The organism is Corynebacterium pollutisoli (assembly GCF_900177745.1).
GTDB lineage: Bacteria > Actinomycetota > Actinomycetes > Mycobacteriales > Mycobacteriaceae > Corynebacterium > Corynebacterium pollutisoli.
This window is the reverse complement of sequence record NZ_FXAR01000004.1, coordinates 32,512-57,939: the sequence shown is the minus strand read 5'-3', so window position 1 is coordinate 57,939 and position 25,428 is coordinate 32,512. Positions and strand designations below refer to the sequence as shown.

General features: G+C 69.7%; 27 protein-coding genes. 2 read left to right on the top strand and 25 right to left on the bottom strand.

The window, feature by feature from the left end:
• Positions 1–4: 4 nt before the first annotated feature.
• The 10 genes from B9Y70_RS06525 to eccCa all read right to left on the bottom strand — a co-directional run bounded on the left by B9Y70_RS06525 (position 5) and on the right by eccCa (position 10,103).
• Positions 5–226, bottom strand: coding sequence for a hypothetical protein (locus B9Y70_RS06525; protein WP_085549463.1), 222 nt, complete (start codon positions 224–226; stop codon positions 5–7).
• Positions 226–1,515: a hypothetical protein gene (locus B9Y70_RS06520; protein WP_085549462.1), complete on the bottom strand. Its 1,290-nt coding sequence runs from the start codon at positions 1,513–1,515 to the stop codon at positions 226–228. Before B9Y70_RS06520 ends, B9Y70_RS06525 begins: the two co-directional genes overlap by 1 nt.
• On the bottom strand, positions 1,512–1,802 hold the full coding sequence (locus tag B9Y70_RS06515; protein ID WP_085549461.1) for a hypothetical protein: 291 nt from the start codon (positions 1,800–1,802) through the stop codon (positions 1,512–1,514). Before B9Y70_RS06515 ends, B9Y70_RS06520 begins: the two co-directional genes overlap by 4 nt.
• An 83-nt stretch (positions 1,803–1,885) precedes the next feature.
• Entirely contained in the window at positions 1,886–3,229 is a 1,344-nt protein-coding gene (gene glmM, locus B9Y70_RS06510) for a phosphoglucosamine mutase (protein ID WP_085549460.1), read from the bottom strand.
• 85 nt (positions 3,230–3,314) lie between these two features.
• On the bottom strand, positions 3,315–3,869 hold the full coding sequence (gene rpsI, locus B9Y70_RS06505) for a 30S ribosomal protein S9 (RefSeq protein ID WP_085549459.1): 555 nt from the start codon (positions 3,867–3,869) through the stop codon (positions 3,315–3,317).
• Entirely contained in the window at positions 3,866–4,309 is a 444-nt protein-coding gene (gene rplM, locus B9Y70_RS06500) for a 50S ribosomal protein L13 (protein ID WP_085549458.1), read from the bottom strand. The genes rpsI and rplM overlap by 4 nt, the downstream gene beginning before the upstream one ends.
• A 482-nt stretch (positions 4,310–4,791) precedes the next feature.
• Positions 4,792–5,079, bottom strand: a complete 288-nt coding sequence (locus tag B9Y70_RS06495; protein ID WP_085549457.1) for a WXG100 family type VII secretion target — start codon at positions 5,077–5,079, stop codon at positions 4,792–4,794.
• A 16-nt stretch (positions 5,080–5,095) separates the two neighbouring features.
• Positions 5,096–5,413: a WXG100 family type VII secretion target gene (locus B9Y70_RS06490; RefSeq protein WP_085549456.1), complete on the bottom strand. Its 318-nt coding sequence runs from the start codon at positions 5,411–5,413 to the stop codon at positions 5,096–5,098.
• Positions 5,414–5,547: 134 nt separating this feature from the next.
• A complete protein-coding gene (locus tag B9Y70_RS06485; protein ID WP_085549455.1) occupies positions 5,548–6,498 on the bottom strand; it encodes a type VII secretion-associated protein in 951 nt (316 codons plus the stop codon).
• Positions 6,495–10,103: a type VII secretion protein EccCa gene (eccCa, locus tag B9Y70_RS06480; protein ID WP_085549454.1), complete on the bottom strand. Its 3,609-nt coding sequence runs from the start codon at positions 10,101–10,103 to the stop codon at positions 6,495–6,497. Before eccCa ends, B9Y70_RS06485 begins: the two co-directional genes overlap by 4 nt.
• Positions 10,104–10,293: 190 nt before the next feature.
• Between eccCa and eccD the strand changes: the two genes are divergently transcribed.
• Together eccD and B9Y70_RS06470 are read left to right on the top strand one after the other, a co-directional pair.
• The gene (eccD, locus tag B9Y70_RS06475; RefSeq protein ID WP_085549453.1) at positions 10,294–11,622 is read left to right on the top strand and encodes a type VII secretion integral membrane protein EccD; all 1,329 of its coding nucleotides are present in this window, start codon (positions 10,294–10,296) and stop codon (positions 11,620–11,622) included.
• Entirely contained in the window at positions 11,619–12,698 is a 1,080-nt protein-coding gene (locus B9Y70_RS06470) for a S8 family serine peptidase (protein WP_085549452.1), read from the top strand. Before eccD ends, B9Y70_RS06470 begins: the two co-directional genes overlap by 4 nt.
• Here B9Y70_RS06470 and B9Y70_RS06465 read toward each other — a convergent pair.
• From B9Y70_RS06465 to secY, 15 genes are all read right to left on the bottom strand, one after another.
• Positions 12,661–13,089: a TIGR02611 family protein gene (locus tag B9Y70_RS06465; protein ID WP_085549451.1), complete on the bottom strand. Its 429-nt coding sequence runs from the start codon at positions 13,087–13,089 to the stop codon at positions 12,661–12,663. The genes B9Y70_RS06470 and B9Y70_RS06465 overlap by 38 nt on opposite strands.
• Positions 13,090–13,224: 135 nt before the next feature.
• Positions 13,225–14,451 (bottom strand): type VII secretion protein EccB, encoded by a 1,227-nt coding sequence (eccB, locus tag B9Y70_RS06460; RefSeq protein WP_085549450.1) that lies wholly within the window; start codon positions 14,449–14,451, stop codon positions 13,225–13,227.
• 43 nt (positions 14,452–14,494) lie between these two features.
• The gene (locus B9Y70_RS06455) at positions 14,495–16,843 is read right to left on the bottom strand and encodes a DUF6541 family protein (RefSeq protein WP_085549449.1); all 2,349 of its coding nucleotides are present in this window, start codon (positions 16,841–16,843) and stop codon (positions 14,495–14,497) included.
• 72 nt (positions 16,844–16,915) lie between these two features.
• Positions 16,916–17,770, bottom strand: a complete 855-nt coding sequence (gene truA, locus B9Y70_RS06450; protein WP_085549635.1) for a tRNA pseudouridine(38-40) synthase TruA — start codon at positions 17,768–17,770, stop codon at positions 16,916–16,918.
• Between the two features lie 20 nt (positions 17,771–17,790).
• Positions 17,791–17,982 (bottom strand): YgaP family membrane protein, encoded by a 192-nt coding sequence (locus tag B9Y70_RS06445; RefSeq protein WP_085549448.1) that lies wholly within the window; start codon positions 17,980–17,982, stop codon positions 17,791–17,793.
• Positions 17,983–18,096: 114 nt separating this feature from the next.
• The gene (rplQ, locus tag B9Y70_RS06440) at positions 18,097–18,717 is read right to left on the bottom strand and encodes a 50S ribosomal protein L17 (RefSeq protein ID WP_085549447.1); all 621 of its coding nucleotides are present in this window, start codon (positions 18,715–18,717) and stop codon (positions 18,097–18,099) included.
• 69 nt (positions 18,718–18,786) lie between these two features.
• A complete protein-coding gene (locus tag B9Y70_RS06435; RefSeq protein WP_085549446.1) occupies positions 18,787–19,809 on the bottom strand; it encodes a DNA-directed RNA polymerase subunit alpha in 1,023 nt (340 codons plus the stop codon).
• Positions 19,810–19,926: 117 nt separating this feature from the next.
• Positions 19,927–20,532 (bottom strand): 30S ribosomal protein S4, encoded by a 606-nt coding sequence (rpsD, locus tag B9Y70_RS06430; protein WP_085549445.1) that lies wholly within the window; start codon positions 20,530–20,532, stop codon positions 19,927–19,929.
• Positions 20,533–20,553: 21 nt separating this feature from the next.
• Positions 20,554–20,958 carry a 30S ribosomal protein S11 gene (rpsK, locus tag B9Y70_RS06425; RefSeq protein ID WP_085549444.1) on the bottom strand — a complete coding sequence of 135 codons (405 nt, stop codon included), beginning with the start codon at positions 20,956–20,958 and terminating at the stop codon, positions 20,554–20,556.
• Between the two features lie 3 nt (positions 20,959–20,961).
• Positions 20,962–21,330 carry a 30S ribosomal protein S13 gene (gene rpsM / locus B9Y70_RS06420; RefSeq protein ID WP_085549443.1) on the bottom strand — a complete coding sequence of 123 codons (369 nt, stop codon included), beginning with the start codon at positions 21,328–21,330 and terminating at the stop codon, positions 20,962–20,964.
• A gap of 198 nt (positions 21,331–21,528) precedes the next feature.
• Positions 21,529–21,747, bottom strand: a complete 219-nt coding sequence (infA, locus tag B9Y70_RS06415; RefSeq protein ID WP_003854422.1) for a translation initiation factor IF-1 — start codon at positions 21,745–21,747, stop codon at positions 21,529–21,531.
• A 201-nt stretch (positions 21,748–21,948) separates the two neighbouring features.
• On the bottom strand, positions 21,949–22,602 hold the full coding sequence (locus B9Y70_RS06410; RefSeq protein WP_085549442.1) for a L,D-transpeptidase: 654 nt from the start codon (positions 22,600–22,602) through the stop codon (positions 21,949–21,951).
• 30 nt (positions 22,603–22,632) lie between these two features.
• On the bottom strand, positions 22,633–23,427 hold the full coding sequence (gene map, locus B9Y70_RS06405; protein ID WP_085549441.1) for a type I methionyl aminopeptidase: 795 nt from the start codon (positions 23,425–23,427) through the stop codon (positions 22,633–22,635).
• Between the two features lie 74 nt (positions 23,428–23,501).
• Positions 23,502–24,047, bottom strand: a complete 546-nt coding sequence (locus B9Y70_RS06400) for an adenylate kinase (protein ID WP_085549440.1) — start codon at positions 24,045–24,047, stop codon at positions 23,502–23,504.
• Positions 24,044–25,366 carry a preprotein translocase subunit SecY gene (gene secY, locus B9Y70_RS06395; RefSeq protein WP_085549439.1) on the bottom strand — a complete coding sequence of 441 codons (1,323 nt, stop codon included), beginning with the start codon at positions 25,364–25,366 and terminating at the stop codon, positions 24,044–24,046. The genes B9Y70_RS06400 and secY overlap by 4 nt, the downstream gene beginning before the upstream one ends.
• Between the last annotated feature and the right edge of the window lie 62 nt (positions 25,367–25,428).

Genomic DNA, 25,428 nt, shown 5'->3' with positions numbered 1-25,428 from the left:
GAGGTCACCCCTTCCGCAGCAGACCCTGCACCCGCCCGCGCGCAGACCCCGGGCGGGGCGGGGTCTGCCGCTGTTCCGGCACCGGACGCGGCGGGGACGGCCGCCGGGCAGGCTGCTGCACCGACGTCTCCACCCGCCCCTGCGCCTCCGCCAACGCCTTCTCGAACTCCCGCATCCGCTGCGTCGTCCGCTGGCGGAACTGTCGCGCGAACTCCTCGAACTCCATCACCAGGTACCTGCCTTTCGTGCGCCCGCCGGCGACGCCGGCGGGGTGGGTGCTGACTCAACGGGTGGGGCCGGGGCTGGGGCCGGTGGCGGTGGCGGCGCTGCAGCCGGGGTGGCCTCGATCTTCTTCGGGGGCGGCGGTGGTTCCGGCACCTCCGCCAGGTCCGGTGTCGGCGGGGCCGGTGGCTCCGGGACGGGCTCGGGTGCCGGTTCTGGTGCGGGCTCGGGCACCGGGACAGGCTCGGACACCGTGCAGTCCGCGAGAGCCTCGAGGACAAGCGCCACCCCGATGAGCGCGACACCCACGCCGACCAACCCGAGTGCGCCACAGAACTCGGTGCCCGGTGCAGCGACGTCACATTCCTCCACCGGCGCCGGTTCCGGCTCCGGCTCCGGCTCCGGTGTCACCGTCTGTGGGGTCGTCGGCACCTCCCCGACCTCCATCGGCTTCTTCGGCGGCGCTGCTGGCTCCGGCGCGGGTGCCTCCCCGGCCTCCATCGGTTTCTTCGGCGGCGCGGGAGGCTCCTGCGCAGGCGGCTCCCCGACCTCCATCGGCTTCTTCGGCGGCGCTGCTGGCTCCGGTGCTTCCTGAACCGCCTGCGGCGCGGTGGGCAACTCCCCCACCTGCTTCTTCGGCGGCGGGGCGGGCTCGGCGACGCCCGGAACGCCCGGGCTCACCGGCTGCTCACACACGGCCTGCCCGCGGGCGAGGAACGCGTCGAGGCACCCGGCCACGGCGGCGTCGCGGTCCCGGCACGTGTCCACGATGCAGGCTCCCGCGGAATCGATGAGCTCCGCCCCGGCGTCGACGCATTCGGCGAACATGCCCGGGTGTTCCCGGGGATCGACGCGGGCGAGGAACGCGCACAGCTGCGCGATGACCGCCTCGAGGGCGATGAGCACCTCCCCGCAGGCGGCGTCGGAGGTCTCGGTGACCTCGTCGAGGGCGTCGGCGGCGTCGGACGCGGCGTCGATAAGCTCCTCGGAACTGTCACGGTTGAGGAACCAGTCCTGGGCGCGTTCGGCCAGCCGGCCGAGGATCTCGCCGAAGGCGGCCTGGGCGACGAACTCGAGGACCTCGCCGAGGATCCCACCACGCAGGCCCCGCGCGTGGGAGCCGGTGACGGCGGCGTGCGTGTTACTGAGCAGCAGGGACGGGTCCAGTCCGTCGACGGTGCCCGCCGCCTGTGCGATGGTCTCCGGGCTCACCCCGGCCCCGCCGTAGCGGCCCGCCGACGCCCCGACGAGCATCCGCTCGACGCCCCGGAATGCGGTGGCGATGTCGCTCACGACAGCTCACCCCCGAACTGCTTGTCGGCGTCCCCGAACACCCGCACCTGCGCCTGCGCGGCGTCGGTGGTGTCACGGAGGGCGTCGATGCGTGCGGCACCGGCCTCGTGGACCTGCTGCAGCATGGCGGCGATCGCGGCCCCGCGGTCGGTGAACGCCCGGCCGACGGCCGTGGGTGGCAGGGCCGGGCGGGTACTGGCGTGGCGTTGTCGCTGTTCCTCGGTGTCGGCGCGCATCCGTGCCAACGCGGTCAGTGTCTGTGTGTGGTCGATGATGATCCCGGACAAGAAAAATCCCCCTTGCGTCGTCCGTGGTGAGTGGTCCCACCATCATTGGACTGCGCAAGAGGGCAAAAGGTTCCCGGGGGTGACTAAACGGCCGCCACCACCGCGGCCAGACGGCCCGCCACACGGCGTGCCTGCTCGGTCTCCGCGGCCTCGACCATGACGCGGAACAGCTCCTCCGTGCCGGAGGGACGCAGCAGCACACGGCCGGTGGAGCCCAGTTCGGCCTCGGCCTCGCGGATGGCGTCCTGGACGGAACCGGACCCCATGATCGCGGCCTTGTCGTCCACCGGCACGTTGATGAGCACCTGCGGCAGCACCGTCATGACCGATGCCAACTCGCCGAGCGACTGACCGGTTTCCGCCATGCGGGCCATGAGCTTGAGGCCGGTGAGGGTGCCGTCACCCGTGGTGCAGTGCACCGGCAGCACGATGTGACCGGACTGCTCGCCACCCAGGCGGTAGCCGCCGGCGTTGAGCTCCTCGAGGACGTAACGGTCGCCGACCTTCGTTTCCAGCATGGTGATGCCCTGCTCCTCCATCGCCAGGCGCAGACCCAGGTTGGACATGACGGTGGCCACCAGCGTGTTCTTCCGCAGCTCCGACTTCTCCTTCATGGCCACCGCGAGGACCGCCATGATCTGGTCACCGTCGATGACGTTGCCCTCGGCGTCGACGGCCAGGCAACGGTCCGCATCACCGTCATGGGCCAGGCCCAGGTGCGCGCCGTGCTCGACGACCGCCTTCTGCAGCTGACCGATGTGGGTGGAACCGCAGTTGTCGTTGATGTTGTAGGCGTTGGGCTTGTTGTGGATCGCCACCACCTCGGCGCCCGCCGCCTCATAGGCCTTCGGCGCGACGACGGAGGCCGCACCGTTCGCGGCGTCGACGACCACCTTGATGCCCGTGAGATCGATCGGGGACGCCTCCGCCAGGTGCTTGAGGTAACGCTCCTGCGCGTCCGGGGACTCCTCGATGACTCGGCCGACACCGGTGCCGGTCGGGCCGTTGTCCGGCAGGGACGACATGGCCGCCTCGATCTCGTCCTCCACCGAGTCCGGCAGCTTGCGCCCACCGGCGGAGAAGAACTTGATGCCGTTGTCCGGCATCGGGTTGTGCGAGGCGGAGATCATCACGCCCATGTCCGCCCCGTAGTCGTCGGTGAGGAACGCGACGCCCGGGGTCGGGATGACACCCACACGCAGCACATCGACGCCCCGGGAGGCCATACCCGCGGCCAGGGCGGCGGCCAGCATCTCACCGGACACACGCGGGTCACGGCCGACGATGGCGATCGGACGACGCTCACTCGACTGCCGGTGCTGCGTGAGTACGTGCGCGGCCGCCGCCCCCAGCTGCAGAGCCAGGGAGACAGTGAGATCCTTGTTCGCCAGGCCGCGAACGCCGTCAGTTCCGAAAAGTCGAGTCATGAAGGATATTATGCCTGCTGCAGTCCGGGAACGGCGAACGCCGCCCCACCGTGCGGTGGAGCGGCGTCGACAGCGGACTGAAAAATCAGCGCTTGGAGTACTGCGGGGCACGACGTGCCTTGTGCAGACCAGCCTTCTTACGCTCGACAGCACGAGCGTCACGGGTGAGCAGGCCGGCCTTCTTCAGGGCGGCGCGGTCAGCCGGGTTGTACAGGTTCAGCGCACGGGCGATGGCCAGGCGCAGAGCGCCGGACTGGCCGGTCGGGCCGCCACCGGAGATGTTGGCCTTGATGTCGAACTGGCCCTCACGCTCGAGGAGAGCGAGCGGCTGCATGATGTCCTGCTGGTGCAGCTTGTTCGGGAAGTACTCCTCGATCGGGCGGCCGTTGCAGGTGATGGAGCCGTTGCCGGCGACCAGGTGGACGCGGGCGATGGCGCGCTTACGACGACCGACGGTCTGGATCGGGCCGTCGAGCTCGATCGGAGCAGCCACCTCGGCAGCCTCCTCCTCGGAGACCTCCGGAGCGACAGCGTCGCCGATGGTGTAGTTGAACTCCTCTGTGGCGGCGGTGGCGGCCTCGATGTCGCCGGCCTCAGCCACGTTCTGGTCCTCGTTCAGGTTCTCGTTCTGCTCGGTCACTGTGCCACCTGCTTGATCTCGTAGGTCTCGGGCTGCTGGCCGGCGTACGGGTGCTCAGAGCCAGCGAAAACGTGGAGCTTCTTGACGGAAGCGCGGGAGAGCTTGTTGTGCGGCATCATGCCGGTGATAGCCTCCTCGACCACGCGCTCCGGGCGGGTGTCCAGAGCCTTGCCCAGGGTCATGGAGCGCAGACCACCCGGGTAACCGGTGTGGCGGTAGCGCATCTCGCGGTCACGCTTGTTGGAGGACACGTGAACCTTGTCGGCGTTGATGATGACGACGTGGTCGCCGCAGTCAACGTTCGGGGTGAACTGGGGCTTGCCCTTGCCGCGCAGCAGGTCAGCTGCGTGGGTGGCGAGACGGCCCAGCACCACGTCGGTGGCGTCGATGACGTACCACTTACGGGTGATGTCACCGCTCTTCGGGTGGTAAGTAGACACTAATGACTCCTTGAAAGTCTGTCTGGGGGCTGCCGGCCATTGGTGAAGATTCGTGGTGCATAGCCGGGACACGGCGGCCGGTGGAGACCCGTGCACAGCGCACACAACTTGTCCAGTGTAAAGGGCAGGGTGGGTGGAAACCAAACCGCTGCCGCGGTCGGGATCGGGGTCGGGGTCCCCGCCGGGTCCCCGGGATCTGGTCCCCGAGATCCGGACCCCGGGGTCAGCTCGATCCCGGGGTTTCCGACGCCCGGAAGCACGGGCCCCGGGGAACTGATCCCGGAGAACCGATCCCGGGGCCCCACCCACCCAACCACCCCAGAATCACCGGACCGCCCGCGCACTCCCCCACGGGGAGAGCACGGGCGGTTGACGTGTGCGGCCCACCTGCCCGGGCGGGCGCGCGGTAGTACAGAAGCGCCGGGCCGGGTCTGCGTCTGTCCCCGTCAGCGGGGAACCGGCCCGGCGCCGCCGGGTCCGGATCAGCCCCAGCTGGCGGCGGCCATGCGGTTGACGTCGGACATGCGCTCGTTGCCCTGGCTGACGGTGCGGGAGATGGTGGCGAGGATGGTGTTGAGTTCCGCGGCGGAACGGTCCCACTTCGCCTGTGCCTCGGCATACGCCGTGGCGGAGTCGCCCTCCCAGGTGGCGACCATGGGCTGGAGCTGGGAGCGGAGATCGTCGAGCAGCGCGGTGATGCGGCCGGAAGTGGCGTTGATGTCACCGGCGGCGGCCTCGATGGCGCCGAACTGGTACTTGATTGCGTCCATTGTCTGTTTCCCTTCCTTAGAGGGCCAGGCCCTGGCCGCCGACGGCGCTGAAGGCCTGTGCGTTGTCGGCCTCCATCGACTCGAAGGAGCGGGCGTTGTGGCGGATGTTGTCGGAGATGCTGGTCAGTGCTTCGCGCAGTTCGCCTGCGGAGGCGTGCCAGCGCTGCATGAGTGAGTCGAAGGAGACCTGGGCGCTGCCGGTCCAGCTGGCGCGCACCCCGTCGACGACGCCCTGCAGGCGGGTCAGTTCGCTCTGTACTTCGTTGTTGGTGGTGTCGACGTGGCCGGCGGTCGCCAGCATCACGTCGGCTTCGGTCCTGAACATCTGGGTCAAGTTCTGCCCCTCCCGAGTTGTGTGTTTCTTCCCGACGGTCCGTTCTCGGCCCGTCCACCATTGTTGGACTCCGAAAACCGGCGAAAGGTTCCCTGCCCCACAGAACTATTTTCCGCCCACCCCATCAGCGCAGGTCAGCGCACGCTGAGGGAGTCGAGGACCATGCGGCAAGCGGCCTGCTGCGGCAGTGTCGGGGACTCGCGGGTGTGGCAGCCGACGGAGAGCTGGTGGGCGTCCTCGATCCAGGCGTGCCAGGTGACCTCGGACCCGTCGCCGGGGGTCTCGCGGTAGCGGATGGCCTCCACGCCACGCCCGGCGCGTTCGGGGGCGAGGAGGTGGAGGGTGTCGTCGGTGTCGATCATGGCGTGGATGTGTGCCTCCACCGCCTCCGCGGGCACGGTGTAGACGGGGTCGGCGGCGACGTGGATGCGCAGCGCGGGGTCGTCGCCGGTGGCGTAGCGCAGCCCGTCGCGCTGTTCCATGCGGAATCCGGTGGGTGCCTCGAGACGCAGGTTCTCGTGTTCGAGGACGGTCCGTGGTTCCGGTCCCCCGCTTGTCGACGTCGACGTCACCGACGGCGTCGCCGGGGGCGGGGAGCTGCTCGTCTCCACCTCCGGGGTCTCCACCTCGGTGGCCGCCGGGGCGGACGTCCCGCCCACCACCCACCAGCTCAGGCCCAGGATGGCCACGACGACCACGCCGACGAGGATGTGGAAGGGCTGGACCGGGGTGTCGAGGCGGTGGCGTCCGGCAGAGGCGCTGGGGCGGGTGACGGTGACCTCCTCCGGGGGCGGGATCTCGGTCTCGCGGAGCACCTCGGAAGGGTAGGCGGCGACACCCTTGTTGAGCAGGGAGCGGGTGAGCACCTCGGTGGTGGGGTCGTCGGCGTCGACGATGATCTCCACGTCCGGCCAGTGCAGGCTGCACAGCTCCTTCGCCTGGTCGAGGACGGCGGCCAGCGCCCAGCCGTCGATGATGCCGGTGCCGGGCAGGTCGTATCGGTAGACGGTGTCGGGGCCCTCGAAGATGGTGGCGGTGTCGAGGACTGTGATGGTCAGGGTGGTGGGGGCGGCGGGCGCGCTCATGATTCCTCCGTTTTCTCCGGGGGCACGGCGACCTGACAGACGCCGATGGTCTCGCCGCGGACCTGCCAGGTGCCACGGCCGGGTGGTTGGGTGACGGGGCGGATGCCGAAGACGGCGCCTTCCTCGCGGTCGGCGTCGAGAAGCAGGACGGCCGGGGTCTGGTCGCGGACAGCGGCCAGGAACGGGGAGAACAGGGCGCGGCCGATGCCACCGGCCTTGCGGGCGAGGATGAGGTGCAGGCCGATGTCCCGGGCGTGCGGGAGCAGGTCGGTGAGGCGGGCGAGGTCATTGTCGGCGACGAGGTCGAGGTCGTCGATGACCACGTGGATGTCGGGGCCGGTCCACCAGTCGCGGGCGGCCAGCTGCGCGGGGGTGATGTCGGGCCCGGGCAGGCGGGCGCTGAGCGTGGTGACCACGTCGCGGAGGGTGTCGGCGGTGGCGGTCGTCGTGGCGGAGTAGGCGGCGAGCATCGACTCGTCGACACGCCCCAGGTGGGCGCGGCGGTGGTCGATGAGCACGAGTCGGGCGGCGTCGCGTCCGAGTGCGCAGATGCCGGCCATGACGGTGGCCAGCGCGGTGGACTTGCCCGACCCCTGCCCGCCGATGCACACCAGGTGCGGGCTGCCCACCGGGTCCCAGCACAGGGTGCCCAGGCGGGGGCCACCGACGGCCAGCGGGATACCCGGCGCGGGGTCGAGCTCCGGCAGCGTCACCCGGGGCGGCAGCACCCGCAGGCGCGGGACGGGTTCCTGCGGGGTGGCGGTGACGATGTGCGCGATGTCCTGGTTGGAGCTGAGCGCGAGCAGCATCGGTCGGCCCTCGGGGTCGAGCCCGCGTCCCGGGAGGCCGGGGAGCTTCTGCTGAGCCTTGCGGTCGATGAGCGAGTCCATCGCCTCGCCGAGTTTCAGTTCCAGGCGGTGGCTGATGAGGTCGCGGACCGCCGGGCGCAGCACCGTCCACCGCGGCGCGGAGACGACGAGGTGGACCCGGTGCGAGGGTCCGTCGGCGGCCAGGGCGGTGAGCGGGTCGACGAGGTCCTCGAAGTCGGCGGCGAGCGTGTGCCAGCCGTCGACGACGAGGAACGTGTGACGTTCCTCCGGGCACCCGATGAATCCGGTCACCTCGTCGACGATGCGCCGCACCCGCTCCGGCTCGGCGCGCCCGGCGACCCCGGCGACGTGTGGCAGGCGGTCGAGGGTGGACAGCTGCCCGCCGCCGAGGTCGAGCACGTAGAAGCGCAGCAGCGCGGTCGGGTGGGTGGCGGCCAGCGACGCCACGATGGTGCGCAGTGCCGTGGACTTGCCGGACTGGGGTCCCCCACACACCGCCACGTGCCCGCCGGCCGCCCCCAGGTCGAGCACGAGCGGGTCCTGACGCTGGTGGTAGGGCACATCGACGATACCGACCACCGCCCGGAGCGCACCGACGTCCTCGGCGACCCCCGCCAGTTCCACCACCGGTGGCAGCGGCGGCAGCCACACCCGGTGGGCCCGCTGGCCGCGGGCCTCGGCGGTGGCGCGGGCGCGGTCGACGACGGCGTCGAGAAGCGTCGTGGATTCGTCGACCACCATCGGCGTCTCCGCCTCCTCGAACTGCTTCCACCCGGTGAACAGGGCGACGCGGCCGGTGCCGCCGGGCAGCGCGGAGACGTCGCGGCGTTCCAGGGGTCCGGAGACGTAGGCGGCCTGGAAGCGGGTGAGGTCGGCGTCGTGACGCAGGAACCCCGCGCCGGGCCGGGCCGGCAGATGGTGGGCGTCGGTGACGCCGAGGACCTGCCGCGACTCGGCCGCCGAGAAGGTTTTCAGGCCGATCCGGTAGGACAGGTGCGAGTCGAGCCCGCGCAGCCGCCCCTCCTCGAGGCGCTGACTGGCGAGCAGCAGGTGCACGTGCAGGGAACGCCCCAGGCGGCCGACCGCGACGAAGAGGTCCGCGAAGTCGGGGTGCGCGGCGAGCAGCTCGGAGAACTCGTCGACGACGATGACCAGGGCGGGCAGCGGCGGCAGATCCCGACCGGCGAGGCGGGCGGTGGTGTACTCGGTGACGTTGGCGAAGTTGCCCGCCTCGCGCAACACCTCCTGCCGGCGGTTGAGCTCGCCGGAGATGGCGTCGAACATGCGCTCCACCAGCACGGCCTCGTCCGCCAGGTTGGTGATCACCGCCGACGTGTGCGGCAATCCCTCACAGCCGAGGAACGTGGCACCACCCTTGAAGTCGACGAGCACGAGGTTGAGTTCGTCGGGGCTGTGGGTCGCCGCCAGGGAGACGACGAGCGTGCGCAACAGCTCCGACTTACCGCTGCCCGTCGCACCGATGCACAGCCCGTGCGGCCCCATGCCACCGTGCGCGGACTCCTTGAGGTCGAGGCGCACGGGCACGCCCTGCTCCGTCGTGCCGATGGGCACCACCAGCCGCTGCCGGCTGAGCTCCCGGCCGGGCCACATCGTGTCCGGGGTGAGCGCCTCGATGTCGGCGACCCCGATGAGGGACAGGAGGTCGCGTCCGCCCTCGGCGGTGGCCCCGGCGGGCCGTCGGTAGCGGGTGAGCTTCCGCGCCAGCAGCAGCGCCTCCTCCGGTCGCAGGCCGTCGGCCTCCCCGAGCTTCTCGACGCCGGCCGCCGTGTGCGCCACCAGATCCCCGTCGGCGCTCAGCGCCAGTCCCTCCTGCTCCGCGCGCATGCCCAGGGCGGTGGTCGCGCGCGAGCCGACGTCGATGATGGTGGTCCACACGGGGTCGTCGAGGTAGGGCTCGGTGCCGGTGGTCGTCGTGTGGTCGACGAGGAGGATCCGGTGACGCGCCTGCTCCGGGTGACGGGAATGGGGCAGCCACTTGAGCCAGTCCCAGCCACTGCCCACCGCCTCCACCGCCACCGTCTCCGGGCCGTGCGCCACCACCAGCTGGGCGACGATCGCCCGCGCCAGATCCCCCGCCCCCGCCCCGGCCAGGCCCAGGTAGCGGAAGGCCTGCAGCTGCACCGCGACCGGCATCCCGGGGCAGGTGCCCACCGCCTGCACCGTCCGGCGCAGGCTCACCGCGCACACCGGATCAAGATCCTCGGCAGCCCCGGAGTCCGGGACCTGGACCGGGGTGCACAGGGCGGTGTCGCCCCGTCCGATGCGCACCTCGAGGGTGTCGGGGTCGTCTGGTCCGCGTTCCCACAGTCGACGTCCGTCGACGCAGGTCCACAGCTCCCCCGGCTCCGGGTGGCGGTGGAACTCGTGGGCCCGCTGCCGTTCGGCGTTGCGCAGCGCCTTCTCCCGCAGGGCCCCGAGGTGGCGGAGGTAGGCCCGGCGCGTCTCGTCGGCGTCCTCGCCCTGCTGCGGGGAGAAGACCATGAGCAGGGACATTCCCATCATGAGCGGGAACAGCAGCATCATCGGGTTGGCCCCCGCCCCGCCGAGCATGAGGAGCGCGACCATCGCCACCATGCCCGCCACCATCACCAGCGGCATGAGGATCCGCAGCAGCGGCACCTGCCCCGGCCGGTGCGCCGCCGGCACCGGCTCCGCACTCAACGTCCCCTGCGGCAGCGGCGGTGCGGGCTCGCGTTCCGCGGTGGTCAGTGGCTCGATCTCCCGGCTGAGCGTGCCGGTCACGGGCAGCGACATGTCTGTCCCCCTTGGCAGATGTCCCCCGCCGGTCACCCCAACCGGCGTATCTCGCCCGTCATGCTAGGACACCCGCCGCGATCCCGCATGGCGCGGGCCCCGGGTGGACAGCCCGGCCGCGGCAGGTGACAATGCCCCGTGATGCGGGTGCAGGGGTGCGCCCGCCGCATTCCCAGGGGGAGATTCCACGGTGTCCGTCGACCATGTCCTGCGTCTGACCACCCGGTTCCGCATCGGTACCTACCAGCGGGAGGCCGATGTCGCCCTGCCCGCGGGGTCTACGTTGGGGGAGGTGATCCCGGAGGTCGCCACCCTGGTCGGTGCGCCGCGGATCTCGCGCCCCTGGTTGGCGACCACCGCCGCCGGCGTCCCCCTCGACCCGGCGGTCCCGCTCCACCAGACTCCCCTCGACCACGGGTCGGTGGTGGTGCTCTCCCCGCGGCACGAGGGTTCCCTGCCGGTCGTGCGCGACTCCGCGGAGGCGCTGGCGGAGTCCGGCGCGGAGGCCACCACCCGCGGCCTGGCGGCGGCCGGGGCGGTGACCGGCGTGGGTGTGCTGCTGATCCTCGCCCTCGCCCGTCTCCCCTGGTCGCAGGCCCTCGCGGTGGCGGCCCTCGGGGCGCTGGCGGTGCTGCTCACATGCCGGTCCGTGCGGGTGCTCGCCCCGGTCATCCTCGCCGCGGCCGGTGGGGCGGCGGGCGCGCTGGTCCTCGAGGCGGCCCGCCCGGGGGAGCTGGCCGATCCGGCCACCCTCGCCCCCGCGGTATGGGCGGCAGCGGGCACATCCGGGGCGACGCTCGTGCTCCTGCTGGTCATCGGGGGCATCGGGGCGCGGACGACGGCCGCCACCGCCACCCTCCTCGGACTGGCCACGGTCGGGGCGGTCGGTGGGGCGCTGCCCGCCCACGTCACCTCTCCCCCGGTCGCGGTGTCCGCGCTGGTGGTGGCGGCGGGGGTGGTGTTCATCGGGCAGTTGCCGGGCCTGGCCACCCGCGCCGCAGGGCTGCGCATTCCCCGGCTGCCCACCGCGGGCCAGGATCTGGCGGTGGCGGACGAGGAGCCCGGTGACGTCGACAGGCAGGCCCGGCGGGCGCGCCGCCTGCACGAGGGGGCGGCACTCGGTGCGGCGCTCCTGCTCGGTCCCGCGGTGCTGGTCACCGGTTCCCAGGGCGGGGCGTTCGCCCAGGCCCTGTGCGTGGCGACGGCCGGAGCCGTCCTCCTCCACGCCGTCCGCCACCGGCAGGCGGTCGCGGCGTGGTCGTGGATGACGGTGGGCCTGCTGGCCTGCGTGGGCGGCGCCTGGGCGGCGTCCGAACCGGGGCACCCGGTGCAGTGGGCGCTGGCCGGGGCCGTGGGGGCGGCTACCCTGTCCGCCCCGTTGTGGGCCGGACGGGTGCCGCGTCTGGAGCCGACGGCCGTGGTGTGGTGGGAGCGCGCGGAGTCCCTGTCGCTGGCCGCCACCCTGCCGTTGGCCGCCCACCTGGCGGGACTGTTCGCGCTCATCCGGGGGCTGGGATGAGGTCGGCCGCCCTGGCGCTGCTCATCGCCGTGTTGGCCCCGTTTCCGGCCCACGCCCAGGATGTCGCGTGTGTGCAGCCCCTCGAGGCGCCGCCGCCGGCCCCGGTCGAGCATCCGCACCTGAGGCTGGCCCGCGGCGAGGGGGTGAGGGTGGCGGTCATCGACACCGGGGTCGCCCCGCACCCGGAGCTGGGCCACGTCGAACCGCTCGCCGACCTGGTCAGCCCGTGGGCCCCGGATCCCCTCCTCGACTGCGACGGGCACGGCACCGCCGTCGCGGGCGTCATCCGCGGCATCGCGCCCGGCGCGCAGATCCTCAGCATCCGCCAGTCGAGCGCGCACTACCGGGATTCGCCGGGCGGCACTCTCGCCACCCTCACGCAGGGCATCCACGTCGCCCTCGATGCGGATGCCCGGGTGATCAACATCTCCGTCGTCTCGTGCCTCGATCCGACCCTGCTTCTCGACACCGGCCCCCTCCACGACGCCCTCCACCGCGCGGAGACCGAGGGGGCGGTGCTCGTCGCCGCGGCGGGCAACGCCGGGGGCGCGTGCCAGCCGGGGATGACCGTGTACCCGGCCGTCGAGGAGTCGGTTCTCGCGGTGGCCGCGGTGCACCCCGGGGATCCGCACGCCCTGGCCGACTACGTCCTCGGCGACGGTGATGTCGCCGCCCCCGGACGGCTCCCGGTGGGACTGTCCCCGCACGGGCACGGCTGGGCGACGGGCACCCGGGGTGCCCACGGCCGGGAGACCGGGTTCGAGGGCACCAGCTTCGCCGCCCCGGTGGTGTCCGGGGTGGCGGCCCTCCTGCGCGAGCGCCACCCGCACGATTCGGCCGCCGAGATCCGGGAGCGCATCCGGCAGGCGGCGGAACCCGGCCACGGGGTCATCGACCCGCACGTGGCCGCGAGCCACCTCGCCGGGGACTACGGGGTGGCGGGGCGGGAGGTGGGCGTCGACAAGCAGGACAAGGCGGAGACCGCCACCGGGCGGGTGGCGTGGCAGATCCTGGGGGCGGCGGCCGGGGCCGCGCTCCTCATCGGACCAGTCCGAGCTGGGTGGCGTAGGGCGTGAGGAAGTCCAGGGTGCCGGCGCGCCACATGCCGTAGCCGATGCCGATGAACACCACCCAGATGACGATGATGAGCAGGATCACCAGCGTCACCCGCACCGACTGCCGCTGGCGGTGGAACCAGTCGAAGAAGCGGTCGTAGAGGTGCACACCTTTCACCAGCAGATTCTTCGCCCAGCGCTGCTCCAGGGAGAGGATGCCCACGCCGATGAACGTGGTCAGCCAGCCCTGCCCGGGCAGGGGGATGGTGATGAGCCCGATGATGAGCAACGTCCAGCCGAGCGTGAGCGTCAGCGGGCGGACCATGAAGCCGTACCTGCCCTCTTTCGCGCGGGCATGCCTGTCCTCGATCCGGTCGATCCGCTCGGCCACCATTTCTCTCATCGAGGGCATGTTCATTCAACGCGGAACGGGGCCGGGGAGTTCCCGACGGGTACGGGCGTGCAATCGCTCACCTGAACATTGTTCAATTCGCTGCATTTCCCCTGTTCGCCACATGTCTGTACGTCAGCTTCTGCAGCCCGCCCTTCAGTAGCTGGCCCGGGACGCCGCCTCCCGGCTGAGCGGCGGACCCTCCGGCAGCAGGCGGACGACCGACCACGGTGCCGACACCGGTGCATCCAGCCCCAGCGCCGCCAGATCCGCCCGCTCCGGCACGGGATGACGTAGGCCGGTGGCGTCGATGAGGTGATGGCCGTGGCCGGTGTCCACCGCCCGGGCAGAGCGGGTGTCGCTGCGGAACTCATCGGCTACGCCCTCCCCCGCCAACGTCACCGGGCTGGCCACCGAATGCAGGGTGCCCACCCGGCCGTCGGTGGCGCACACCGTGAGCTCCGCCGGGTCAAGGAAGAGCGGGGCCACGGCCGGCAGGCGCAGGTCATAGGGGGCGTCGGGGTAGCCGGCGAGGGCCTCCCGCAGCACCGTCCGGCGCCCCACCCCGGCCTCCGCGAGGATCTCCGCCTGCACCCCGGTCACCGGGGCCACCCCCTCCGGCAGCACAGCCCACAGCCCGGCCCCGGTGTCGAGGATCTCGGCGGGCAACTCGGGCAGCGTGATCGGGTCGCGTTCCGTCACAGCCGAGAGCACCTCCACGGGAGGCTCCCACCGTGGGGTGTCCGGGGTGATGCCCAGCGCGCGGCGCACCATGCGGCCCTCCGGGGACTCCGGGTGCGGGAGCTGGTGACGCCCGTCGACGGTGAGCAGCCAGTCCGCGCCCGCGCCGGCGGCCACCACCCCGCGGTGCCCGCCGAGCGGATTCGTGTGCCTGCCCACCGCGACGGTGACAGTGCCTGCCCCGGAGCACACCGACCACTGCGGGTCCTCGTCCACCGGCCCGCCGTCGATGAGCAGGGGCGCGGGGTGCACCCCGAGGGGCACGCCGCGGTCGATCTCCCCGAGCACCCCGTCCCCGATCCGCGCGGGGTCCGCCGGCTCCCCGGCGATGAGCCGCGCGGAGGCGAGGTTGGTGACGGGGTGGACGCGGTCGTCGACACGCACGAACAATGCCCCGTCCGCGGTCTGCAGGATCGGGGCGTCCCCCGGGTCGGCCGCCGGGCGCAGCCAGGCCAGCAACCCGGCACCCAACGAGATCATCACGACGGCCACCACCCCGAACAGCAGCGCCCGACTGCGGGCGGCCAACGGATCGTGGATCATGCGGATGTCGCCGAACACCAGGCCGTGTTCCACGCGGCGGCGCAGGAACCGGTGCCCGGACACCTGCGCGCGCGTCGTCGGCAGCACAGTCTGCCTCATGCCATCTCCCCCTTGATGACAGTGAATTGCTTACCGCGTCAGACTAAGGGCGGGTGCCGGGGATCTCAACCGGAGGGGCGTCGAGCGCCGGGTTGCCGGGGGCCTCCAGCGGGGCGTCGCCACCCGAGTCCGGCTTGGAGGGCCGGTGGATCACCGGGTTGCCCGCGGCGTCGAGGGGCAGCGGCGGCAGCTCCTCCGGCGAGTTGCCCGGCTCGCGCATGCCGAGGATCTCCTCGTCGGTGAACTGCTGGTTGACGGCGAAGATGGCGACGTTCTGGTCCCGGTACACCGGGGTGACGCCCGGGGTGTGCCACAGCCCGTCGATCATCTCGAAGCGCGGCTCCTGGAAGGCCCAGAAGCTCCACGGGGAGACGAAGTAGTACTTCACGTCCATCCGTTGGGCGGCCTTGTCGACGTTGTTCTCCTGGTCCGGGTCACCGTGGTTGCCCGCGCCGATCAGGTCGGGGTGCCAGTAGAGGAGGTCGGTGTCGGAGGTGCGGTGGACGTGCGGCCACAGGTAGTGGCGCATGACCGAGGGCAGGCCGTTGTAGGCGTACATCCAGCCGTGCCCGTCCGCCGGCTCTCCGAAGATGGTGCCCTCGTAGGCGTCGGGCTGCCCGGAAAGCCAGTCGAAGGCGCGGATGTCGGCCTCGGAGACCATGCGGTCGTCGTGGCGCGGGCCGTTCATGGACGGCTCGAGACCCTCGATGACGGTGTCCCGGGTGGTCCACACGTAGGTGCCCCAGCCGGCACCGAGCGCCAGGATGAGGGAAACGGCGACGGACACCTGCGTCCACGGGGACGTCATGCGCAGCGGTGCCAGGGAGAGCAGGCGGATGATGATGGCCACGCCCACCGCCGCCGCGGCGAAGGTGAACAGGGCGACCGACATGACGAGGCGGTGCGCCGTCGCGTAGTGCAGGTTGCCGACGATCGCCAGCCACTCGCCCCACATCGTGTCGAAGGGCAGCAGCGCGTTGGCGGTCATCGCCACGGAGAGGAACCAGAACAGCGGCGCCCACAGGTTACGGCGCCACACGAGCAGCGCCACGGCCCCGAATCCGGCCAGCCACATGAGCAACGTCTGGTTGAGGTCCGGGAAGAAATCCGTGTGGCGGGTCTGCATCTGGATCGCCATCTCCCACGACTCGCCGCGGGTGACGTCCTCGACGGCCGTCCAGGAGGAGACCTCCTCCGTCGCCTCGGAGCCACTGAGCAGCTGCGGCAGGAGGATGGCCACGCCGAGCCCGCCGGACAGGGCCAGCCAGCCGACATCCTGCAGGCGCACCAGCACCGCATCCCGGGCGGACACCGGACGACGGGAGGGTGCCCACACGAGGTACAACAGCCACCACAGCGCCAGGGCGAGGACCACGACGGTGACCGGCGCCGGGTGCATCTGCACCACACCGGTGAACGCCAGCATCGCCGCCAGCGCCGCCACCGGGCGGTAGGGCACGTGCATGAACAGGCCGATGACCACACCGACGGCGGACATCGACGCCAGGTACGGCCACATGCCGGTGTACGTGCCGATCCACATGAGCACCGGCGACGCGAAGATCGCGATTCCGGCGATACCCGCCGCGATCTGCGCCGTCAGCCCCACCCTGCCGATGAGCTTCCACGCGATGAGCGCCACCGACAGCGGCAGCAGCATGCCCGGCAGCACCACGCTCGTGAGGTTGAGTGCCTCGATGGGGGTGATGTTCGCGGCCTGCCCCGCCAGCCCGGCACCGATGTGCCACGCCGAGGGGTAGTACAGGTCATTGCCGGTCTCGATGTGGCGCAGTTCGCCCATGCGGGTGGGATCGCCGATGCCGGCGTCCATGAACCACCGCACCATCGAGGCGTGCCAGTGCACGTCCCAACCCTGGACGATATTTCCCAGCCCGCGCGGCACCTCCTCGAACAGCTTCATGCTGTGGTCGATGATGAGCCACATGCCGGTCACCACACCGGCGAACGGCAGGATCCACGCCGGATCCAGCAGCCCGCCCTGTCGGCCCTGCCGGGTCCGCCACCACCGGGCCCGCCGCTTATCGACGTCCTCCGCGCCCGTCGCCGCGCTCAGCGCGGTCGATCCGGGGGCGGCGTCCTCCGCGGGGACGTGATGACGGCGGCGGGGGCGGCGTCGGGAAGCGAGCAGGAACGCCCCCCGCCACAGGCCTGCGACCAGGGCGCACAGGGCCCAGAAGACCGCGAACGACAGCCAGTCGAAACGGATGTCCAGCTGGCCGAGGATCCAGCCCGCCAGGCCGTAGAGGCCGAAGGTGACGGGGATAGAGCCGGCCAGCGCCCACGGCAGACGCAACCCGGAGATCCATCCCAGGGACGCGCCGGGCACGGTGAACACCAGCGCCGCGATGAGCACCAGCGTCGATGTCTCCACCCCGGGCACCTTTCTGTCAGGCCATTGAACGTAAAACCACGGATTACTCTACAACCCAAGTGACCGGAACTGTCACAGGCTCCGCCGGTCACGGGTGACATCCGTGCGCGCGGCCAGCTGCTCGTCCGGCGGATAGTCCACGCCGACGAGGCTCAGCCCCTTCGCCGGGGCCAGCGGGATGACGGACGACCGCTGCGTCTCGGTGAGCAGTGCGGCGGGCAACGATGCGTCACGACGCCCCTCCCCCACCGTCAGGCACGTCCCCACCAGCGAGCGCACCATGTTCCAGCAGAACGCGTCGGCGGTGACATGGGCCTCGTAGGTCTGCGGCTCCAGGCGGGTGGACACGTCGTGCCACGTGAAGGCCTGCAACTCGCGGATCGTCGTCGCGTGCTCGCGCGGCTTGCAGAAGGCCGCGAAGTCGTGGAGGCCGATGAGGATGTCCGCGGCGGTCTGCATGTTCCCCATGTCCACGGGCTTGAGCCAGTGCGCGGTGTCCCGCGCGCGGGTGGGCAGCGGGCCCCGCGAGTGGGTGGTCACCCGGTAGACGTAGTGGCGGCGCAGGGCGGAGAAACGGGCGTCGAACCCCTCCGGCGCGGCGGTCACCGCGTGGACACGGACATCCTCGGGGAGCAGGCGGGCCAGGCGGCGCACCAGACGGGTGGGATCACCGGCGATGGTGCGCTGCTCCAGGCTGGCGGCGGGCACGTCGAGGTGCGCCACCTGCCAGTGGGCGTGGACGCCGGCATCGGTGCGGCCGGCGACGGTGAGCGCGGCGTCGGTACGCAGGATGAGCGACAGGGCATCCTCGAGGACGCCCTGCACGGTGCGCAACCCGGCCTGCTTCTGGCGGGCCCAGCCGTGGAAGTCGGTGCCGTCGTACGCGAGGTCGAGGCGCAGGCGCAGGCTCGGCTGATCGTCACTCATGATCACCCCAGCCTACAACCCTATTTCCGGGTGCCCACCCCGAGGATGCGGTAGATCGGGCAGAAGCCCACGGCGGCGGTGACGGCCATGATGGCGGCCACGACGAACAGGACGATACGCAGCGGTCCGGAGACCAGGAATGCGGCGATGAGGGCGACGACGGCGACGACACCGCGCACGGCGCGGTCGGTGGAGGACTCGTTGGGCTTCATGAGTGCCAGCGTACGCCCGGCACCCCTATACCGCGAGGGGTATCCGGTGTGAACGACGACACCGCCCCACCCCCGACGAACGGGAGTGGGGCGGTGCGTGAGCGGAGGGGAGAATTACTTCTCCTCGGTCTCCTTGGTCTCCTCAGCCTTGGCGTCAGCCTCGGCCTCGGCGACGGAGCCCTCCTGGGCCGGTGCCTCGGCAGCGACGTCGCCCTCGGCCGGCTCGACCGGATCCGCGGCGGTGTCGTCGGCGTTGACCTCGACGTTCTCGTCGTTGGTCTCCTCGGCCGGAGCCTCAGCCTCGTCGGCCTTGGTCTCCTCGGCGGCCTTCTTGGAGGCGGCGGCGCGGGTGGCGCGGGTGGCCTCGGCGCTCACGGTCTCCTCGAGAACGAGGGAGATCTGAGACATCGGGGCGTTGTCGCCGGCGCGGTTCTCCAGCTTGATGATGCGGGTGTAACCACCCTGACGGTTCTCGAACTTCGGGGCCAGCTCGTTGAAGAGGTAGGCGACGACGTCCTTCTGCGGAACCTCGGCGAGCACCTGGCGGCGGGCGGCGACGGAGCCGTCCTTGGCCTTGGTGATCAGCTTCTCGGCGTACGGACGCAGGGCCTTGGCCTTGGCGTCGGTGGTCTTGATAGCGCCGTGCTCGAACAGCGAGGCAGCCAGGTTAGAGAGGATCTTCTTCTGGTTGCTCGCGGAGCCGCCGAGACGGGCGCCCTTCTTAGGGGTAGGCATTGTGGTACTCCTCGGGTACGTGTGTGGTGAGCGCGTGGGTCCCGTGGAACGGGGACCCGGTGGGGCGTGCTACTCGGAATCCTCAGCGGTGGCGTCGGTGTCGACGAAGTCACCGGTCTCAGCGTCGTAGCCCTCGATGGTGGTCGGATCGAAGTCCTCCGGGGCGTCCTTCAGGGTCAGGCCCAGGCCGGCGAGCTTGATCTTCACCTCGTTGATCGACTTCTGGCCGAAGTTGCGGATGTCCAGCAGGTCCGACTCGGTGCACTCTGCGAGCTCACCGACGGTGTGGATCTCCTGCCGCTTCAGGCAGTTGTAGGAACGGACGGAGAAGTTCAGGTCCTCGATCGGCATGCCGTAGGCGGCGATGTACTCGGTCTCCTGCGGGGAGGGACCGATCTCGATGCCTTCAGCGGCGACGTTGAGCTCACGGGCCAGGCCGAAGAGCTCGACGAGGGTCTTACCTGCGGATGCGACGGCATCGCGGGCGGTGATGGAGTTCTTGGTCTCGACATCGATGATCAGCTTGTCGAAGTCCGTGCGCTGCTCGACACGGGTGGCCTCGACCTTGTAGCTGACCTTGAGCACCGGGGAGTAGATCTGGTCGACCGGGATCCGGCCGATGTCTCCGCCGCCGGCGGTGGTGGCCGCCGGAACGTAGCCGCGGCCACGCTCGACGATGAACTCGATGTCCAGACGAGCCTGCTCATTGAGGGAGGCGATGTGCATGTCCGGGTTGTGGATCTCCACACCGGCCGGCGGCTGGATGTCACCGGCGGTGACCTCTCCCGGGCCTTCCTTGCTCAGGTACATGACCACCGGCTCGTCGGAGTCGGAGGACAGGACCAGACCCTTGATGTTGAGGATGATTTCGGAGACATCCTCCTTCACACCGTTGATCGTGGTGAACTCGTGGAGAATACCGTCGATCTTCACGGAGGTGACGGCTGCGCCCGGGATGGACGACAGCAGGGTACGGCGCAGCGAGTTGCCGAGGGTGTAGCCGAAGCCGGGCTCGAGCGGCTCGATGACGAACCGGGAACGAGCGGAATCGATGTACTCCTCGGTGAGCACAGGACGCTGGGAAATGAGCATGGGACTCTCCTTTGTCGACGCCCGCTATTTGACGTCGGTCGGAAAATGAGGGGGTGAGACGCTGATGAAGAGGATTCCTCTTCCGGTGCGGCCCGGGGGCCGTCCGGAAAAGAAGCCTTACTTCGAGTAGAGCTCGACGATGAGCTGCTCCTGCAGCGGAACGTCGATCTGGGCGCGCTCGGGCAGCTGGTGCACGAGGATGCGCAGGGTGGACGGAACGACCTGCAGCCAGGCCGGGACGACAGCGTCGACGAGGCCGTCCTGGGCCTCCTCGAACCAGATCATCTTCTGGGACTTCTCACGAACGTCGATGATGTCGTACTGGGACACCTGGAAAGAAGGAACGTTGACCTTCTTGCCGTTCACGAGGAAGTGGCCGTGGGAGACCAGCTGACGTGCCTGACGACGGGTGCGGGCCAGGCCTGCACGGTAGACGACGTTGTCCAGGCGGGACTCCAGCAGAACGAGCAGGTTGTCACCGGTCTTGCCGGGGCGACGGTTCGCCTCGGCGTAGTAGCGACGGAACTGCTTCTCCAGCACACCGTAGGTGTACTTCGCCTTCTGCTTCTCCTGCAGCTGCAGGAGGTACTCGGACTCCTTGATGCGGGCGCGGCCAGCCTGACCCGGGGGGTAGGGGCGACGCTCGAATGCCATGTCTCCGCCGACGAGGTCGACGCGGAGGCGGCGGGACTTACGGGTGACAGGGCCGGTGTAACGAGCCATGGTAAGTTACCTCTTCCTTTCTTAGACGCGACGACGCTTCGGCGGACGGCAGCCGTTGTGCGGCTGGGGGGTGACGTCCGAGATGGAGGACACCTCGAGGCCGGCGGCCTGGAGGGAACGGATTGCGGTCTCGCGGCCGGAGCCCGGACCCTTGACGAACACGTCGACCTTCTTCATGCCGTGATCCATTGCCTTGCGGGCAGCGTTCTCGGCAGCCATCTGCGCGGCGAACGGGGTGGACTTACGGGAGCCCTTGAACCCGACGTGGCCGGAGGAGGCCCATGCGATGACAGCACCGTTGGTGTCGGTGATGGACACGATGGTGTTGTTGAAGGTGGACTTGATGTAGGCGTGGCCCTGGGCCACATTCTTCTTGACGACGCGACGACCAGTGCGGCGCGCGCCAGAGCGAGTCTTCGGAGGCATGTTCTACTTCTTCTTTCCGGCGATCGTCTTCTTCGGACCCTTACGCGTACGCGCGTTGGTCTTGGTGCGCTGGCCACGGACGGGCAGGCCACGACGGTGGCGCAGACCCTGGTAGCAGCCGATCTCAATCTTGCGACGGATGTCGGCCTGAACCTCGCGACGGAGGTCACCCTCGACCTTCCAGGAGGCCTCGATGACGTCACGGAGGGCAGCAACCTGGTCATCGGACAGGTTGTCGGTGCGCAGGTCGGGAGAGATGCCGGTCTCTGCGAGAAGCTGGGCGGCACGGGCGGGGCCGATGCCGTAGATGTAAGTGAGTGCGACTTCCATGCGCTTGTTGCGCGGAAGATCAACACCTGCAAGACGTGCCATGTGGTACGTACCTTTCGGGTTGTTTACGGTGGTTTTCTCCCTACTCGTCCCCACCTGGCGATGCTTTGCCCGGACCGATGACCGGACGATGGATCGTGATTCGTGAGGCTTCAGCCACCGCGGCCGAAGGTGAATGGGCGTGAAGAAGCACAGCGATGCGCTCCGTGACCACGCCGGTGAGTAAGAAGGCGGTTGGTCTTACTTGTAGCGGTAGACGATGCGTCCGCGGGTCAGGTCGTACGGAGACAGCTCCACAACGACGCGATCCTCGGGGAGGATACGGATGTAGTGCTGGCGCATCTTGCCACTGATGTGAGCGAGAACCTTGTGCCCGTTGTCGAGCTCGACACGGAACATTGCGTTCGGCAGGGGCTCGACGATGCGGCCCTCAACCTCAATTGCGCCTTCCTTAGCCATATCCTCCACATTCCTGGTGCCTTATGGGGTGGCACCTGCTGATTTCACAGATCTACTGCCGGTGTGCATGCATTCGCATAGACACCAAACAGACACCCTACCTGCAGTGGCGTGGAAAACCAAACCCCCGACCGGGCGTCGACTGGCACTCCCCCGGTCAACCGTGCTTGTCGACGCCCCGTCGGACCCCCGGTCAGGCGACTAGTAGATGAAGACCTTGTCGCGGACCTGCAGGTCGTTGAAGTACTTGATCGCGTCCTGCTCGGCGAGGCGGATGCAGCCGGCGGACTCGTAGTAGGTGTTGCCCTGGTGGAAGGCGTGGCCGTTGTTGGTGAAGTACACGGCGTACGGCATCGGGGCCATGTCGAAGAGGTAGGACACCTCGTCCTTCACCTTGCGGGTGACGTGGAAGGTGCCGCGCGGGGTCTCCTGGCCCGGCTTGCCCGGGGCGTGGTACGCGGGGCCGTAGTACTTGCCGTTGGCGTTCTGCAGCCAGGTGCGGTTGCCGTCGATGTCGACGCAGACCTTGGCGTCACGCGGGCACGGGCCGTAGTCGAAGGTGTCCCGCGGAGCCGGGCGGGGGGCGGTGCGCTCCTGGATGAGGCCCGGGAACGCGGCGTCGACGGCTCCGTCGACCGCGCCGGTCAGCGCGTCGGAGGAACCGGCCGGGAGGTTACCGGCCTGCCGGTGCAGCTGGTTGCGGGTGTTCCACGCACCGTCGCGCACCTGCTGCTGGTCGATGCCGACCTGCGAGGACAGGTCCTGCGCCTGCGCGGTGACGGGCACCGCGATGAGCGCGGCGGCGGTGGCGACAGAGGCGAAGGCGGTGCCGAGACGGCGGGTGATGGTACGCATGCGTAGGAGTATAAACCCGATAGGCGGTTTCTACCGCCTGGGGGTGAGGATTCGCGGGCCCGTGTCGGTGGCGGCGACGGTGTGTTCCCAGTGGGAGGCGAAGGAGCCGTCGAGGGTGACCACGGTCCAGTCGTCGTCGAGCACGGCGGAGTCGGTGGTGCCGAGGGTGAGCATCGGCTCGATGGCCAGCACCGATCCCGCCTGGATGAGGGGCCCGCGACCCGGGCGGCCCTCGTTGGCCAGGAAGGGCTCCTCGTGCATGGTGCGTCCGATGCCGTGCCCGCCGTACCCGTCGACGATGCCCAGCATCACGCCGAACTTCTCCTCCGCCGCGCGGGTCGCCTTCTCCAGGGCGTGGGAGACGTCGGTGAGGCGGTTGCCCGGCACCATCGCCTTGAGCCCCTCGTACAGGACCCACTCGGTGGCCCGGTTGAGCTTCTCGACGTCCTCGTCCAGCTCCCCGATGCCGAAGGTCCACGCCGAGTCGCCGACCCAGCCCTCGTAGGTGGCACCGCAGTCGACGGCGAGGAGGTCTCCCTCCTGCAGGACGACGTCGGCGGCCGGGATGCCGTGGACGATGACGTCGTTGGGCGAGGCGCAGATGGACCCGGTGAAGCCCTGGTAGCCGAGGAAACTGGGGACCGCTCCGGCGTCGCGGATGGTGGCCTCGGCGATCTGGTCGAGCTCGAGCGTGCTCACGCCGGGCGCGGCCGCCGCCTTGACCGCCTGCAGCGCCTTGCCGACGATCTCACCGGCGGCCTGCATGGCGTCGAGTTCGCCGGGGGTCTTCGCCGCGATGACGCGACGCTTGGAACGGAATCCCATGGTGGCTCCTGTGGAAATGGTGCAGCCGCGGCCCGGGGGTGCGGGACGCGGCCGACGAAAAGGTGGTGCGGGTCTTACTTGCCGAGTGCTGCCATGGCGCGGTCGTTGATCTCCTCGACCTCGCCCTCCGCCTCGATGGAGATGATCTGGTCGCCGTAGTGCTCGATGAGCGGGGCGGTCTCGTCGCGGTAGACGCCGAGACGGGTGCGGATGGTCTCCTCGTTGTCGTCGGCACGACCGCGGGCGAGCATGCGCTCGACGACGACGTCCTCGGACACGACGAAGTTCAGCACGCCGTCGAGGTTCTGGCCCTTCTCGGCGAGGAGGTCCTGGAGGATCTCGGCCTGCTCGACGGTGCGGGGGAAGCCGTCGAGGAGGAAGCCGTCTGCTGCGTCGGCCTCCTCGAGACGGGACTTGACCATGCGCGCGGTCACATCGGTCGGCACGAGCTTGCCGGCGTCGATGTAGCCCTTGGCCTCCACGCCGAGCGGGGTGCCCTCGCCGATGTTGGCGCGGAAGAGGTCGCCGGTGGAGATGTGCGGCACACCCAGCTTCTCGGAGAGGAGAACGGCCTGGGTGCCCTTGCCGGCGCCGGGGGGTCCGAGGAGTACAAGTCTCATTTGAGGAGTCCTTCGTAGTTGCTTTGGAGAAGCTGGGATTCAATCTGCTTCACGGTTGTCAGGGCCACCGACACCATAATGAGGATCGCGGTACCACCGAACGCCGTCATACCTGCGCTGGCGTTACCCACACCCAGGTCGAGGGCGATGTTCGGCAGAACAGCAATGATGCCGAGGTAGGCGGCACCGACGAAGAGCAGTCGGTTCATGACGAAACCGAGGTACTCCGCGGTCGGCCGTCCCGGGCGGATGCCCGGAATGAAACCGCCGTACTTCTTCATGTTATCCGCCTGCTCGGCCGGGTCGTACTGAACCGAGACATAAAAGTAGGAGAAGAAGATGATGAGGACGAAGTACGCGACGATGTACTGCCAGGACGAGGGCGTCATGAGGTACTGGATGACGTTGCGCTGCCACCAGTTGTCGGCCGCCGTGGCGGATCCGGAGTTGACTATCTCGGTGATGAGCACCGGCATGTAGATCAGGGAGGACGCGAAGATGACCGGGATGACGCCGGCCTGGTTGACCTTGAGCGGCAGGTAGGTGGAGGTGCCGCCGTACTGACGGCGACCGACCATGCGCTTGGCGTACTGCACCGGGATGCGGCGCTGCCCCTGCTCGACGAAGACGACGCCGACGACGAGGGCGATGACCGCCGCCAGGACGACCGCGAACACCACTCCACCGGAGGTCTGGAGGATGTTCATGCCGTCGGTGGGCAGGCGGGTGGCGATGCCGGCGAAGATGAGCAGGGACATACCGTTGCCCACGCCCTTCTCCGTGATGAGCTCACCGAGCCACATGACGAGGATCGCGCCCGAGGTCATGACGACCACCAGGAGGATGAGGTCCCAGATCGTGCGGTCCGGGATGAGGACGGAGATGCCCTGGCCGAGCAGCTGCTCGCGGTCCGCGAGGGCGACGATGCCGGCGGACTGCAGGAGGGCCAGTGCCAGCGTGAGGTAACGCGTGTACTGCGTCATCTTGGTCTGACCGGACTGCCCCTCCTTCTTCAGTTCCTCGAAGTGCGGGATGACCACGGTCAGCAGCTGCGTGATGATCGACGCGGTGATGTAAGGCATGATGCCGATGGCGAAGATCGACAGCTGCAGCAGCGCTCCACCCGAGAACAGGTTGATGAGCGAGTAGACGCTGCCCTGTTCCTGGGTGAGTTCACGGAGTCGACCACTGATCGACGCATAGTCGACGCCGGGTGACGGGATCTGCGCACCGATGCGGTAGAGAATGACCATCAGCACCGTGAAGATGATCTTCTTCCGCAGGTCGACGTCCTTGAATGCCTGGATAATGGCGGACACGAATCCTCCTGGCCTCGCTCCCCCGGCTCGTGGACCGTGGGGGACAAGGAAATTGACACGAT

Excerpts from the sequence above, each read along its gene's own strand:
- B9Y70_RS06525 (WP_085549463.1), bottom strand. The coding sequence starts at position 226 with ATGGAGTTCGAGGAGTTCGCGCGACAGTTCCGCCAGCGGACGACGCAG.
- glmM (WP_085549460.1), bottom strand. The coding sequence starts at position 3,229 with ATGACTCGACTTTTCGGAACTGACGGCGTTCGCGGCCTGGCGAACAAG.
- B9Y70_RS06495 (WP_085549457.1), bottom strand. The coding sequence starts at position 5,079 with ATGGACGCAATCAAGTACCAGTTCGGCGCCATCGAGGCCGCCGCCGGT.
- B9Y70_RS06485 (WP_085549455.1), bottom strand. The coding sequence starts at position 6,498 with ATGAGCGCGCCCGCCGCCCCCACCACCCTGACCATCACAGTCCTCGAC.
- eccCa (WP_085549454.1), bottom strand. The coding sequence starts at position 10,103 with ATGTCGCTGCCCGTGACCGGCACGCTCAGCCGGGAGATCGAGCCACTG.
- B9Y70_RS06470 (WP_085549452.1), top strand. The coding sequence starts at position 11,619 with ATGAGGTCGGCCGCCCTGGCGCTGCTCATCGCCGTGTTGGCCCCGTTT.
- B9Y70_RS06465 (WP_085549451.1), bottom strand. The coding sequence starts at position 13,089 with ATGCCCTCGATGAGAGAAATGGTGGCCGAGCGGATCGACCGGATCGAG.
- eccB (WP_085549450.1), bottom strand. The coding sequence starts at position 14,451 with ATGAGGCAGACTGTGCTGCCGACGACGCGCGCGCAGGTGTCCGGGCAC.
- truA (WP_085549635.1), bottom strand. The coding sequence starts at position 17,770 with ATGAGTGACGATCAGCCGAGCCTGCGCCTGCGCCTCGACCTCGCGTAC.
- B9Y70_RS06445 (WP_085549448.1), bottom strand. The coding sequence starts at position 17,982 with ATGAAGCCCAACGAGTCCTCCACCGACCGCGCCGTGCGCGGTGTCGTC.
- rplQ (WP_085549447.1), bottom strand. The coding sequence starts at position 18,717 with ATGCCTACCCCTAAGAAGGGCGCCCGTCTCGGCGGCTCCGCGAGCAAC.
- B9Y70_RS06435 (WP_085549446.1), bottom strand. The coding sequence starts at position 19,809 with ATGCTCATTTCCCAGCGTCCTGTGCTCACCGAGGAGTACATCGATTCC.
- rpsD (WP_085549445.1), bottom strand. The coding sequence starts at position 20,532 with ATGGCTCGTTACACCGGCCCTGTCACCCGTAAGTCCCGCCGCCTCCGC.
- rpsK (WP_085549444.1), bottom strand. The coding sequence starts at position 20,958 with ATGCCTCCGAAGACTCGCTCTGGCGCGCGCCGCACTGGTCGTCGCGTC.
- rpsM (WP_085549443.1), bottom strand. The coding sequence starts at position 21,330 with ATGGCACGTCTTGCAGGTGTTGATCTTCCGCGCAACAAGCGCATGGAA.
- infA (WP_003854422.1), bottom strand. The coding sequence starts at position 21,747 with ATGGCTAAGGAAGGCGCAATTGAGGTTGAGGGCCGCATCGTCGAGCCC.
- B9Y70_RS06410 (WP_085549442.1), bottom strand. The coding sequence starts at position 22,602 with ATGCGTACCATCACCCGCCGTCTCGGCACCGCCTTCGCCTCTGTCGCC.
- map (WP_085549441.1), bottom strand. The coding sequence starts at position 23,427 with ATGGGATTCCGTTCCAAGCGTCGCGTCATCGCGGCGAAGACCCCCGGC.
- B9Y70_RS06400 (WP_085549440.1), bottom strand. The coding sequence starts at position 24,047 with ATGAGACTTGTACTCCTCGGACCCCCCGGCGCCGGCAAGGGCACCCAG.